Source organism: Kitasatospora sp. NPDC024654, from assembly GCF_055559155.1.
In genome coordinates, this window is sequence record NZ_JBVHLF010000004.1 from 104,345 (window position 1) to 115,877 (window position 11,533).

At 72.8% G+C, this 11,533-nt stretch carries 12 protein-coding genes and 2 pseudogenes; 8 read left to right on the top strand and 6 right to left on the bottom strand.

Translation table 11 applies throughout. The features are described 5' to 3' along the window. Positions 1 to 81: 81 nt before the first annotated feature. From ACZ38L_RS03955 to ACZ38L_RS03965, 3 genes are all read left to right on the top strand, one after another. Positions 82 to 1,302, top strand: coding sequence for a DNA polymerase III subunit delta' (locus ACZ38L_RS03955; protein WP_465688946.1), 1,221 nt, complete (start codon positions 82 to 84; stop codon positions 1,300 to 1,302). 190 nt (positions 1,303 to 1,492) lie between these two features. Beyond that, positions 1,493 to 2,629 carry an alpha/beta hydrolase gene (locus tag ACZ38L_RS03960; RefSeq protein ID WP_465688947.1) on the top strand — a complete coding sequence of 379 codons (1,137 nt, stop codon included), beginning with the start codon at positions 1,493 to 1,495 and terminating at the stop codon, positions 2,627 to 2,629. Positions 2,630 to 2,737: 108 nt separating this feature from the next. Next, a complete protein-coding gene (locus ACZ38L_RS03965; protein WP_465688949.1) occupies positions 2,738 to 4,345 on the top strand; it encodes an alpha/beta hydrolase in 1,608 nt (535 codons plus the stop codon). A gap of 3 nt (positions 4,346 to 4,348) precedes the next feature. On the opposite strand, the gene ACZ38L_RS03970 is transcribed toward ACZ38L_RS03965, so the two are convergent. Then, positions 4,349 to 4,960, bottom strand: a complete 612-nt coding sequence (locus ACZ38L_RS03970) for a TetR/AcrR family transcriptional regulator (protein ID WP_465688951.1) — start codon at positions 4,958 to 4,960, stop codon at positions 4,349 to 4,351. Between the two features lie 73 nt (positions 4,961 to 5,033). Between ACZ38L_RS03970 and ACZ38L_RS03975 the strand changes: the two genes are divergently transcribed. Next, a complete protein-coding gene (locus ACZ38L_RS03975) occupies positions 5,034 to 5,609 on the top strand; it encodes a GNAT family N-acetyltransferase (protein ID WP_465688953.1) in 576 nt (191 codons plus the stop codon). Here the strand turns inward: ACZ38L_RS03975 and ACZ38L_RS03980 are convergent. The 4 genes and pseudogenes from ACZ38L_RS03980 to ACZ38L_RS03995 all read right to left on the bottom strand — a co-directional run. After that, positions 5,553 to 6,086: a hypothetical protein gene (locus tag ACZ38L_RS03980; protein WP_465688955.1), complete on the bottom strand. Its 534-nt coding sequence runs from the start codon at positions 6,084 to 6,086 to the stop codon at positions 5,553 to 5,555. The two genes, ACZ38L_RS03975 and ACZ38L_RS03980, sit on opposite strands and share 57 nt — an antisense overlap. Before the next feature lie 455 nt (positions 6,087 to 6,541). Continuing rightward, positions 6,542 to 7,108: an NUDIX domain-containing protein gene (locus ACZ38L_RS03985; RefSeq protein WP_465688957.1), complete on the bottom strand. Its 567-nt coding sequence runs from the start codon at positions 7,106 to 7,108 to the stop codon at positions 6,542 to 6,544. Positions 7,109 to 7,391: 283 nt separating this feature from the next. Next, positions 7,392 to 7,676: pseudogene (locus ACZ38L_RS03990) on the bottom strand (low temperature requirement protein A); the annotation flags it as partial. A 49-nt stretch (positions 7,677 to 7,725) separates the two neighbouring features. Next, positions 7,726 to 8,092, bottom strand: a pseudogene (locus ACZ38L_RS03995) (hypothetical protein); the annotation flags it as partial. A 54-nt stretch (positions 8,093 to 8,146) separates the two neighbouring features. Between ACZ38L_RS03995 and ACZ38L_RS04000 the strand changes: the two are divergent. Continuing rightward, positions 8,147 to 8,296 (top strand): DNA-directed RNA polymerase subunit alpha C-terminal domain-containing protein, encoded by a 150-nt coding sequence (locus ACZ38L_RS04000; RefSeq protein ID WP_465689113.1) that lies wholly within the window; start codon positions 8,147 to 8,149, stop codon positions 8,294 to 8,296. A 371-nt stretch (positions 8,297 to 8,667) separates the two neighbouring features. Here the strand turns inward: ACZ38L_RS04000 and ACZ38L_RS04005 are convergent, their stop codons facing one another. Then, positions 8,668 to 9,759 carry a hypothetical protein gene (locus ACZ38L_RS04005; protein WP_465688959.1) on the bottom strand — a complete coding sequence of 364 codons (1,092 nt, stop codon included), beginning with the start codon at positions 9,757 to 9,759 and terminating at the stop codon, positions 8,668 to 8,670. Positions 9,760 to 9,909: 150 nt separating this feature from the next. Here ACZ38L_RS04005 and ACZ38L_RS04010 point away from each other — a divergent pair, with 150 nt between their 5' ends. The 3 genes from ACZ38L_RS04010 to ACZ38L_RS04020 all read left to right on the top strand — a co-directional run bounded on the left by ACZ38L_RS04010 (position 9,910) and on the right by ACZ38L_RS04020 (position 11,518). Continuing rightward, positions 9,910 to 10,068: a hypothetical protein gene (locus tag ACZ38L_RS04010; RefSeq protein ID WP_465688961.1), complete on the top strand. Its 159-nt coding sequence runs from the start codon at positions 9,910 to 9,912 to the stop codon at positions 10,066 to 10,068. 380 nt (positions 10,069 to 10,448) lie between these two features. Then, positions 10,449 to 10,637: a lysine biosynthesis protein LysW gene (locus ACZ38L_RS04015; protein ID WP_465688963.1), complete on the top strand. Its 189-nt coding sequence runs from the start codon at positions 10,449 to 10,451 to the stop codon at positions 10,635 to 10,637. Continuing rightward, positions 10,634 to 11,518: a RimK family alpha-L-glutamate ligase gene (locus ACZ38L_RS04020; protein WP_465688965.1), complete on the top strand. Its 885-nt coding sequence runs from the start codon at positions 10,634 to 10,636 to the stop codon at positions 11,516 to 11,518. The genes ACZ38L_RS04015 and ACZ38L_RS04020 overlap by 4 nt, the downstream gene beginning before the upstream one ends. Positions 11,519 to 11,533: the final 15 nt, after the last annotated feature.

The window sequence follows — 11,533 nt, forward strand, 5'->3', positions numbered from 1 at the left end:
CCGCGGCCCCGGCCGGGGGTGTCGGTGGCGGCCCGTATGCTCGTGGTCGGAAGCATCGGGCCGTGGATCGTGGGAGCAGCAGTGGCCGTCTGGGACGACCTGGTGGGCCAGGAACAGGTGGTCGAACAGCTGACCGCCGCGGCCCGGGCCGCTCGGGCGACGGTGGTCGCCGGCCGTGGCGGGGGCCTGGCCGCCCCGGCCGGCAACGCCTCGCTGATGACGCACGCCTGGCTCTTCACCGGCCCGCCGGGGGCCGGGCAGATCACCGCGGCCCGGGCCTTCGCGGCGGCCCTCCAGTGCACCAGCCCCGACCTCGAACTGGGCGGCACGCCCGGCTGCGGGTTCTGCGAGGGCTGCCACACGGTGATGGCCGGGAGCCACGCCGACGTGAAGTTCGTCCGCAGCGACGGCCTGTCGATCGGCGTCGGCGACATGCGCGACCTCGTGCTGCGGGCCGCCAGCTACCCGACCGGCGGGCGCTGGTCGGTGATCCTGCTGGACGCGGCCCACAGGCTCACCGAGGCGGCCGCGAACGCGCTGCTCAAGGGGGTCGAGGAGCCCTCGCCGCGGACGGTCTGGCTGCTCTGCGCGCCCTCGGTGCAGGACACCCTGCCGACGATCCGTTCGCGCTGCCGCCAGCTGGTGCTGCGGACCCCGTCCCCGGAGGCGGTGGCCGACCTGCTGGTCCGCCGGGACGGCGTGGAGCCCGCGCTGGCCGAGCTGGCGGCCCGGGCCGGGCAGGGTGACATCGAGCGCTCGCGCCGGCTCGCGGTGGACGAGCAGGCCCGCAGCCGGCGGTTGGAGGTGCTGCGGATCCCGCTGGAGGTGGCCGACCTGGGTGGTTGCCTGGCCGCGGCGCAGCGGCTGGTGGACACCGCCAAGACCGACGCCGAGGCGCTGGCGGAGACCCGGGACGCCAAGGAGACCGATGACCTGAAGGCCGCCTACGGCGCCGCCGAGGGGCTGGGGGGCAAGGCGCCGCGCGGGTTGGCCGGGGCGGTGAAGGAGCTGGAGAAGCGGCAGAAGAGCCGGGCCACCCGGACCCGTCGGGAGACGCTCGGGGTCGCGCTGCTCGACCTGCTCGGCTTCTACCGCGACGTGCTCGCGCTGCAGCTGGGCTCGACCGCCGCGCTGGCCAACCAGGACCAGCGGACCGCGCTGGACCGGGTCGCCGCGGCCGGCCCGCCGGAGGGTACGCTGCGCCGGATCGAGGCCGTGCTGGCCTGCCGTCAGGCGCTGGACCGCAACGTCGATCCGCTGCTCGCGGTGGAGGCGATGACGGTCGCGCTGCGGGCCGGCTGACCCGCCGTCCATCGGACAGGTGTTCTGAGCGGGAAATCAGCTCACTCGTTCGAGTGAACGTGGGTACTCGCCCGCGACGGTCGCGGCGATCGGCGGCGGCGTCTTGCACCCTGTGGTGCGAGTACGCCGTGGTCCGACTACAGGTCGCAGGGCCGGCCCGGCATTCCGGTCCTCCCTGAGGTGGTGCCCGATGCCCCGACAGCTCTTCGTGCTGCTCCTGCTCCTGCTCCTGCTACCCGGCCTCGTGCTGGCCCGCAGCGCGTTCGGCCGCTGGCGCGACCAGCGGGCCGCCGTCACCTACGAGCTGGTCGCCGACCCGCGCCCGACACTGATGCGGGCGGCGGGGGCGGCGCTCTGCGTGGTGTGCGCGGTCGGGCTGGTGGTCGGCTCGGTGCTCAGCTGGCGTACTTCGGCCGGCGGCGCGGAGAGCGCGGACGCGGTGGGGCCGGCGAGCGGCGCCCGGGCCGCCGCGGAGGTGCGGCCGGCTCCGGTGCCCGGGGCCGCGCCCGGCGCGGCCGCCGCACCAGCCCCGGCCGCCGGGTCCCCGGCGCCGCCGCCGGTCGTGGTGCCCTGGGAGATCGTCGGGCACCCGGCGGGCGGAGAGCTGCGGCAGGCCGAGGTGCCCGGGGCGGACGGCCGGCCACGCACCGTGCGGGTCTGGCTCCCGCCGCACTACGCGGACGACCGGGACGCCCGCTACCCCGTGCTGGTGCTGCAGGCGGCCGGCCCGGGGAAGACCGCGGACGCCGAGCTCCCGGACGTCTTCGACGGCATCGCCTCCGCGGTCAAGCTCGGCCGCTCCCGCCCGTTCGTGGTGGTCGCCCCGGCCGGCCCGACCGGTGCCGCGCGCCCCTGCGACCTGGTGGTCGCCGCCCCGCAGGCGCTGGCCGACGACACCGGGATCCGGGCGTCGGTGGCCGCCAGCTTCCACACCATGTCACCCGGTCCGCAGGGCTGGGCGGCGCTCGGCGTCGAGGGTGGCGCCCCGTGCGCGGCCGCCGCGGGGCTCGCCCGCGGTGACCTCTACGGCGCCGCCGCCGCGGTGTCCGGCCGCTACGACGTGCCCGCCCTGGTCCAGGCCGGCACCGAGGCCCCGGCCGGCCGGGCGCCGCAGCTGATGCTGGCGGCCGCCAAGGGCGACGCCGACGGCCTCGCCTCGGCGCGTGCCCTGTTCGGCGCGCTGCGCGGCGGCAAGGGCCAGGCCGCCCGGGCGGTGGTGCGGATCTCCGACAACGTCCAGGACTTCACGGCGGACAAGGAGCGGCTGCGGCTGGTCCGGGTCGCCACCCAGTACCTCGCCGAGACGCTCACTCAGCCGAACGGCTGAGCCCGAAGCGTCCCGGCACCCGCCGCAGCCGGCCCGACCGGGACCGGCCGCGGCGGCCATGTTCAGCACAGCCGGTCGCCGACCGGCTCCCCCGAGGGAGAACACCGCATGCGCCCTGCCCGATCCGCCTGTGTCGCCGCCACCGCGCGGATGGTGTCCGCTCTCACCGCCGCCGGGCTGCTGCTCTCCGGGTGCGCCATCGGCCGGTCGGGGAACAGCGGCCCGCCGCTCTCCGCGGACGGCACGCCGGCGACCGGCTCGCCCGCGCGGGCCGCCGCGCCGCTCGAACCGTTGCCCGCGGCGATCCCGGCCGGCCTCGCCTCCTACTACGGGCAGCGGCTGGACTGGCGGTCGTGCGACCAGAGCTTCGAGTGCGCCGGGTTCAAGGTGCCGCTGGACTACGACCACCCGGGGCGCGGTGACCTGACCCTCGGCGCGGTCCGGGCGAAGGCGTCCGGGGCGGGGGCGGCTCGGCACCTGGGCTCGCTGGTGCTCAACCCCGGCGGCCCGGGCGGCTCGGCGGTGGCGTACCTGGAGGCGGTCGCGGGCAGCTTCAGCCCGGCTGTCCGCGCCGCCTACGACCTGGTCGGCGTCGACCCGCGCGGGGTCGGGCGCAGCTCCCCCGTCAGCTGCCTGAGCGGGGAGCGGATGGACGCCTTCACGGCGGTGGACACCACCCCGGGCACCCCGCGGCAGGTCGACGAGCTGGTCGCCGCGGACAAGGAGTTCGCGGCCGGCTGCGCGAAGCGCTCGGGCGCCGTGCTGGGCCACCTCAGCACCGTCGAGTCGGCCCGCGACCTGGACGTGCTGCGCGCGCTGCTCGGTGACCCGAAGCTCTCCTACGTGGGCAAGTCCTACGGCACCATGCTGGGCGCCACCTACGCCGGGCTCTTCCCGTCCCGGGCCGGCCGGCTGGTGCTGGACGGCGCGATGGACCCGTCACTGGACGCGCTGGCCGCCAACCGCGCCCAGGCCGGCGGCTTCGAGACCGCCTGGGAGGCGTTCGCCGGGGACTGCACCGCGCACCCGGACTGCCCGATCGGCCACAACCCGGAGGAGGCCGGCGAGGAGCTGAACCTGCTCCTCGCCAACCTGGAGGCCACGCCGCTCGGCACCGACCAGGGGCGCAAGCTGACCGCGGCGCAGGCCACCACCGGCGTGATCCAGGCGATGTACGCGGAGTTCCTCTGGCCGCAGCTGCGCAGCGCGCTGGAGGCCGCGAAGGCGGGCGACGGTTCGGGGCTGTTGAAGCTCTCCGACTCCTACTACGAGCGCTCGGCGGACGGCACGTACCCCAGCCTGATGTTCGCCAACATGGCGATCAACTGCCTGGACATGCCGGCCCCGTTCACCGGGCCGGCCCAGGTCGCCCGGGTGCTGCCGGACTTCGAGAAGGCCTCGCCGCACTTCGGCCGCGTACTGGCCTGGATGGCGCTGGCCTGCGCCTACTGGCCGGTCCCGGCCACCGGGCGCCCGCACACCATCCGGGCCGAGGGGGCGGAACCGATCGTGGTGGTGGGCACCACCCGCGACCCGGCCACCCCGTACTCCTGGGCGAAGTCGCTGGCCGGCCAACTGGCCTCGGGGCGGCTGCTGACCTTCGACGGCGACGGCCACACCGCCTACGGCCGGCACAACGGCTGCGTCGACTCCGCGGTCGACCGGTACCTGCTGGAGGGGGAGCAGCCGGAGAGCGGTCTGAGCTGCGGCCGGTAGCGCTCAGGTGGCTCGTCGGGTCCCCGGCGCGGCCGAGGCGGCCAACCAGTCGTCCAGCAGGGCGATCTGGCGCTCCGGCGGGAACTCCTCGGGCGCGAAGAGCGCCTGTACCACCAGGCCGAGCGCGAAGGACTGCGCGGCGGCCGCCAGGTCGGCGGTCGCCGTCGCGGCGGGCAGCTCACCGCGGCGCTGGGCGGCGGCCACGTGCCCGGCCAGCCGCTCCCGTCCGCGCCGGTAGCGCACGGCGTGCGCGGCGGCCAGCTCCGGGTCGGCGAGCGCCACGTCCCAGGAGCAGACCCAGATCCGGTTCCTGGCGGCGCTCTCGGGGGCCAGCGGCAGGATGTCGAGCAGCGCGGCGCGCAGGGCGGGCAGCCCCTCGGAGGGGGCCTGGTGGCGCGGCCGCTCCGCCGAGCGTTGGTCCAGTACCTCCAACGCGCAGGCCAGCAGCGCGCGTTTGTGCGGGAAGTAGTGCGTGAGCAGGCCGGTGCTGGCGTTCATCTCGGCTGCCACGGCGCGCAGCGTCAGCCCGCCGAAGCCGTGTGCGGCCAGCACCCGCCACACCGCCTCGGAGACGTCGCGGCGCCTGGCTTCATGGTCTCCCCGGGCAGGCGTCATGGCGGCTATGGTACCTACCAAACGTTTGTTATGTATCTCTGCCCGCTCTCCCCCTCGCTCGGAGGAACCTCTCGTGTACGCCATACCGCTCGTCGCCGCCCGTCCCGCCGAACTCCGCCCGCTGGAGCCCTGGCAGGCCGCCGAGTTCCTGGCCCACATCGACCGGGCCCGCCCGAACACCGACCCCTGGATCCCCTGGGCCTCGCGCTCCACCGACCTCGACTCGGCCCGTGCCACCCTCCAGGGCTACGCCGACCGGCAGGCCGCCGACGCCGGCCGGATCTACGGCATCTGGCTGGACGGCACCCTGGTCGGCGGCGTGATGTTCGTGCACTTCGACACCGTCTCGGGAAACTGTGAGATCGGCTGCTGGACCGAGTCGGCCGGTGAGGGCCACGGCCTGGTGACCGCCGCCGTGCGCCACCTGGTCGAGTACGCGCTGGTCGAACGCGGCCTTCAGCGCGTCGAGTGGTTCACCAGCACCCGCAACACCCGCAGCCGCGCGGTCGCCCAGCGGCTCGGCATGCGGCTGGACGGCGTCCTGCGCTCGTACTTCCCGTACAACGGCGTCCGGCACGACAGGGAGGTCTGGTCACTGCTGGCGGACGAGTGGCGCACCTCGGAGCAGCGGGCGGGACTCGGCCTCTGACCGGGAGTTCGGCTCGGGTGACCGGTGCCGGCAGCGGCTCGGCCGCCGGCGCCGCGCCCCGGCACCCGCGGGCGCGATCCTGTCGCACAGCGCCTCGCCGTTCCGTGGGGAGACCTCGCCGGAAGGGCCGACGCGGGATCGAAGCGCTGCTGGAGGACGAACGGACTCGATCGCGGCGACCCCGAGACCGCCCGCGCAGGCGGAGAGCAGGAACCGCGGCTGCCGGCCGGTCTGGGAGCAGCCGCGCAGCACGGCGCGCGGTGTCCGCGTGGCGCGCCGCGACTCGAGCGGGAGGAAGAGGGTCAGCAGGGCCGCCACCACGCCGGTCGACGCGAGGACGACGAACCCCGTCTCCCCGTGCGAGGAGCTGACGATCAGGCCGCCGAGGAACTGGCCACCGCCCATCGCGGTGATGAAGGCGATCGGCCACACCGAAAGCCGACGCCCGAGTTCGTCACCGCTCCAGCGGTCCCGCACGAAGATCCGGGCGATGAACGCGCTGCCGCCGGCCCCGAGGGCTGCCGGGCGCGGCCAGCGCCCTCCGTCCCGGGGCCTTTTGTGAGCAGCACCCGTTGCGACGACGTCGACGGTGTGCGGCGCGAAACGAGGGAGATGCAGGCGGAACGCGTGGCCATCACGGTTGGCGATGACGACCGGGCCGTCGTCCCAGATCCGTCGGCACTCGGGGTTCTCGAGGGTCCAGGTGCTGGGCCATCGCGAAGCGGAACATCGCCAGGCGGGCGCGGGCGGGCCGTGGCCAGTTCGACCAGCTGTTCCTGGACGCGGACGGCCATACACGGCCGGTCCTCGGCGAGTTCCGGCAGATGCTCAGCCACGGTGGCGCGGGCGGCGGCCAGGTCGCCGAGGTCACCGACGATCCGGGACCGCGAGTTGGCGGAGGGCAAGCTGGAGGGCCCAGGCCGGCGAGGTGGTCACCGGGGTGTCGCCCCGAGGGTGAGGGCGGCGAGGAGGATGGCCGCAACACTGCCGGCCTCCGTCACCGTGCCGGATCGAACCATGGCGACCGCCTCCGCCACCGGTACGTGGCGGACCGTCATCCCCGCCTCCGTCGCGTCCCGGGCGATCCGGCCGGGGGCGAGGTCGCGGGCGAGGAAGAGGGTCGTCACCGCCGCCGTGCTCGACGGCAGGGGGTGGATGGCTCCGAGGTGCTGCCAAGTGTTGGCGCGCCACCCGGTCTCCTCCTCAAGCTCCCGGCGGGCCGCCTCCACCGGCTCCTCCCCGCGCTCCGTTCCGCCGCCGGGGAGGTGCGGCATGCGGCAGGCTGACGGGTAGAACTCGTCCTCCACCAGGATGAGGAGGCCGTCGGGGTCGAGGGCGACGACGCGCACCCCATCCCTCACCACCACGTGCTCGTACACCCGGGGTGCTGCCGGTCCCTCGAGCGTGTCGGCGAGCAGGGTGAGGCGCGGCCCCTCGTGCAGCACCGTCCGGCTGACCCTCCGCCAGCTGGGCCCGGCTCCGTCCGCTCCGCTGCTCATGCAGCTGATGATGCCAGGCGGGGGTGGTGCCGGGTGGTCGGTTCACTAACTCCACTCCGCCACTGCGGTGGCAGCAACGCGCCGGCCAACATGATGGTCGCGCAATCCCACCCCACCGCGTGGTGGTTGATGCTGTGGGAGATGGCACCGGTCCAGCGCACACACTGGGCCACCAGCACCCGCAGCCCGAGGTAGGACCCCGCGAACACCAGGGCCGCCGGGCGCGCTGCTGGAGCGCGACCGGAGCGGTGGCGCCCATCGCGAAGCTGGTCATCGCCGCCACGAAGAGCAACAGCCGCTGCGTGTTGGACTCGCTGACCGCGTTGAGCGCCAGGGTCACGCTCACCCAGGCCCACCACATCGGCAGTAGCAACAGCAGGGTCCGGAACAGCCCGGCCCAGTCGGGTTCCCCGGCGAGCAGGTGGGAAGCCTTGCTGATGCCGAAGACCAACACGAGGTCGTAGAAGAGTTCAGCCCAGGTGGCTCGGTTCCGGGCATCCTTCGGACCAGGTAGGACTGTCGACAGAGTCATGGATTCCGCCTCTCGCAGAGTCCACTCGAGTCTCATCCGCCCGCTTCGCACAACGCCCGGAGACTGGTCCCGCGCGGGTACTCCGTCAGAACTCGGCGAACACTGTGCGCGAAATACCGTCAGCCGATCTGGCTGGTGGCCGTGCCCCCGGGAGTCCGTCGATCACCAGGCCGATGGTGAAGTCGAAGCGGTCGTGGATGGTTCCGGCGGTAAGTTCGGCGGCGTGGCGCTTGGTCTGGGGGAAGGTCCCGGGCAGTGCGGCGAACCGGCGCAGCAGTTCGTCGCGGCTGACGACCCAGTGGTCGTCGCTGCGGCTGAGCCGGCTGTTCAGCAGGGAGACCTCGAGGCTGTGGGCGCTGACGTAGAGCGCGGCGGCCTGCGGGTCGATGCCCCCCGGCGAGCAGGATGGCGAGCATTCCCTCGCCGACGCGCAGCGTGTCCAGGTTGGACGGAGGGATGAGGTCGGCACCGGCGCGGGCCTGCTAACGCCGTCCTACATCGGCGACCTGGTCCAACGCACTGAGGCCGAGCTCCTCAAGACGCCGAACCTCGGCAAGAGGGGCCTGACCGAGCTCAAGGACGTCCTCGCTTCCAGGGGGCTTTCTCTGGGAACGCGCTTGGAGAACTGGCCGCCGGCATCCCTCGCCGGCGAGTAGAACCGCGCGGTAGGGGCGGGATCATGGCGCGATCCCCAGAAACGCGATGATCCCTGAACCGGGGGTCCCCCGCCGGCGATGATCCGGCGGGCGTCGAAGCGCCAGCTCGTGCACCACGTGGGGCCACCCGTGGAGCCCACCGTCCGCGTCTGCGGATCGCCGCACCCTGATGGTTCTGAACGAATCCCGTGCATCGCAGCGGACCGGACACCGGCGGCCGGCCGGGCGCCATTGGCTGCCCTGCGCGATCAGCCTGATCGGTGGCGGCGACGGCCTGTCCACCGGTCGTCGGTGGCGTCCCGCGGTGCGGACCGCAGGTGCTGTGCCCCGTCGTCAATCATGGTTCGCGGACGAGCCCCCGGGCTGATGCCTCAGCTGTCGAACCAGCCGTTGCGACGCGCATAGCTGCCGGCCTGGAACCGACTCTCCGCGCCGAGCTCGTTCATCAGATCGGTGACGTGGCGGCGGTAGGTGCTGGTCGACATGGAGAGCCGGCGGGCGGCGACCTCGTCCTTCATGCCCGACTCGAGCAACTGGACCACCGAGCGCCGCAGTTCGTCCTTGGCCGAGCCGTAGCCGACACCGCTCGGTGCCGAGCGGAACGGGAGGGCCGAGTCCCAGCTGCTCTCCCAGGCACGGTACAGGTGACCGACCAGGGCCGGGTCGCGAATGATGATGGCACCCGTTCCGTTCCCGCTGGGGCGGTCGGCGATGACGGCGGTCTCCGCGTCGAAGAAGATGATTCGGTCCGGAACGTGTGCCACGGTGCGGATCTCCGCGCCCATCGCAGCCATTCGGCTCAGGTGCTGCTGCATATACCGGTGGGCCAGCACGGAATGCGGATAGAGCGTACGCATCGAGATGCCACGGTTGATGACCTCGGTGGTGCGGGCCAGCCCTTCCTCCAGTGCCTCCTGCGGGGGTAGTTGCGGATGTGCGGCGGCCACTTCCTGGCGCGTTCCGGCGGACAGTTGCTCGAGCATCGACCGGACGGTGTCCGGCAGCGTCAGATGTTCGATCGGCCCCAGCTGGGAATTCCCCTGCCAGGATTCCTCGAATATCGGATTCATTGCCATGACATGGGTCCGCAGGCGCTCGGCCTCGCGATGGTGTTTCCGGATCTCGGCCTCGATGGGCCCGGCCAGATGGGCGGCCGCGGCGCTGGGGCTGCACGGGATGTAGCCGACGGCGTCCGGCCCGTCCTGCGTGCCGCGCAGCAGGTGCAGCCGGGTCAGGTCGCGCACGGCGGCGTCCACCGACGCCATCGTGGCCCCCAGTCGCATGGCGGCCTTGGCCGGGTCGAGCCAGCCCCGCTCCAGCGCAGAGCGGTAGAGGGTCATGTGGAGCTCGCCCAGCAGGGGAAAGCCCTCCGGCTCGCCGGGCGCGTCGGTGGTGTGCGCCGCGTTCTGCGGGTCGCCCGCGGAGTCGGTCGTCGGGGAGGCGTAGCGGTCGGTCGTGCTCATCTTCATGCCCTTCGTCGGTGAGTGGTTGTCACTTGCCACTTGTCATCACCGCGTCTGGGTGGCGGCCGGCGTGGGAGGTCGGGCACGGTTGACCCAGGGAGAGAAAGCAGTCGGCCGCGGCTGGTGGCCGGCAAATAGAGGGGGATTTTCATGAAGGTCAAGCTCGCCGTTCTTGCGCTCGTTTCCGCGTTCGCGCTGGGTGGTTTCGTCGCAGTGGCACAGGTGGGTCACGCCGATCGTCCGGCTGCGAACTCGACCACCGCGAACGCCCGGCCCGCCGACATCATCTGGCCTGCCGCGTCGAACTGAATCATCAGGTCGGGTCGGCATTCGGAAATGTCCGTTCGGCGTATTTCCGAACCCTCGCGGGCTCGGGCGGGAGTGGCGGGGCGCCGCCGGTGAATGCTCCCAGGTCGGGAACGATCAGTCGATGGCGTTTAGGAGTATAACCCTCCGTGCAACGAGGGAAACTCGAGAAGCGGCAGCCGGAACTCCGCCTCGAATAACCGGCACGGAAATACATGACTGGCAGTCAGGTAGTTTGCAAAATACGGGAGTTGCCGCTGGCCGGTTGGCCCGGAGCCAGTGTGAAGTGGGCATGCCAGCAAGGCCCCTTCTTCGGGATCGCCACTGGTCCGGCGCCGACGTCCGTAAGAACACGTCACACCTTGGAAGGAAATAACACGACAATGACGACAGCCATCGGGACGCTGCAGTGCCTCGTGTGCGACACCGACTTCGAGGTCCAGCCGGACTGGGAGAAGGGTGAGATCACCGAGTGCGGCGCCTGCGGTCAGGAGCACGAGGTGGTCGAGAAGACCGACGCCACGGTCCGCGTGGAGCTGGCCCCCGAGGTCGAGGAGGACTGGGGCGAGTGACCTCCTCGGAGCCCGAGGTCCTGCTCTCGGTCACCATGCTGCGCCCGGACGAGAAGCTGCTCCTGCAGGCGCTGCGCGCCGAGGGGCTGCCGGTTCGGCCGGTCCTGCTGGAGGACCTGGCGGAGGTTGTGGCGGGGCATACGGCCCCGCCCGGCCTCGCCCTGATCAGGAACCTGTCCCATCGTGAGGCGATCGGTGTCGCCCGGCGGCTGGAGTACGTCGGGGTCGAGACCCTGAACCGCGCCGCAACCATCGAGACCTGCAACGACAAGGGCCTACAGGCCCTGCTCTTCGCCCAGCACGGCGTCCCGCATCCGATCTCCCGGCACGCGTACAGCTATGCGCAGGTCCGCACCGCCGTCGCGGAGGTGGGCTGGCCGGCCGTCCTCAAGCCGGTCAGCGGCTCGTGGGGTCGTGGGGTCAGCCGGATGACGGACGAGGCGTGCGTCGACGCCTGGGTCGGCGGACGGGAGTCCGCGGACGCGGGCGGGAAGCTCTTCCCGGTCCTCGTCCAGCAGTACATCGACAAGCCCGGCCACGACCTACGGGTCGTGGTGGTCGGCCGGACCCCGGTGGTCGCCATCCAGCGCGTCTCGCAGGACTGGCGCACCAACACCCACCTCGGTGCCGAGGTCGTGCGGGTGGAGATCACCGACGAGATCGAGAAGCGGTGCGCCCAGGTCGTGGACGCCCTCGGCGACGGCTTCTACGGAGTCGACCTGGTGGAGGACCGCTCCACCGGTGAGCTGCTGGTCCTGGAGGTGAACGCCAACCCGGAGTTCGCGCGCTCCTCCGCACAACACGGCGTGAACGTGGCCGGCCTGCTGGCCGCGCACGTGGCGCAGACGTACGGGCGCAGCCGTGCCCGCGCGGCCGCCTGAGACGGAGACGAATCC

Bases quoted from the DNA above. Each gene is read 5' to 3' on its own strand.
- ACZ38L_RS03960 (WP_465688947.1), top strand. From the start codon at position 1,493: ATGCCCCGACAGCTCTTCGTGCTGCTCCTGCTCCTGCTCCTGCTACCC.
- ACZ38L_RS03965 (WP_465688949.1), top strand. From the start codon at position 2,738: ATGCGCCCTGCCCGATCCGCCTGTGTCGCCGCCACCGCGCGGATGGTG.
- ACZ38L_RS03970 (WP_465688951.1), bottom strand. From the start codon at position 4,960: ATGACGCCTGCCCGGGGAGACCATGAAGCCAGGCGCCGCGACGTCTCC.
- ACZ38L_RS03985 (WP_465688957.1), bottom strand. From the start codon at position 7,108: ATGAGCAGCGGAGCGGACGGAGCCGGGCCCAGCTGGCGGAGGGTCAGC.
- ACZ38L_RS04005 (WP_465688959.1), bottom strand. From the start codon at position 9,759: ATGAGCACGACCGACCGCTACGCCTCCCCGACGACCGACTCCGCGGGC.
- ACZ38L_RS04010 (WP_465688961.1), top strand. From the start codon at position 9,910: ATGAAGGTCAAGCTCGCCGTTCTTGCGCTCGTTTCCGCGTTCGCGCTG.
- ACZ38L_RS04015 (WP_465688963.1), top strand. From the start codon at position 10,449: ATGACGACAGCCATCGGGACGCTGCAGTGCCTCGTGTGCGACACCGAC.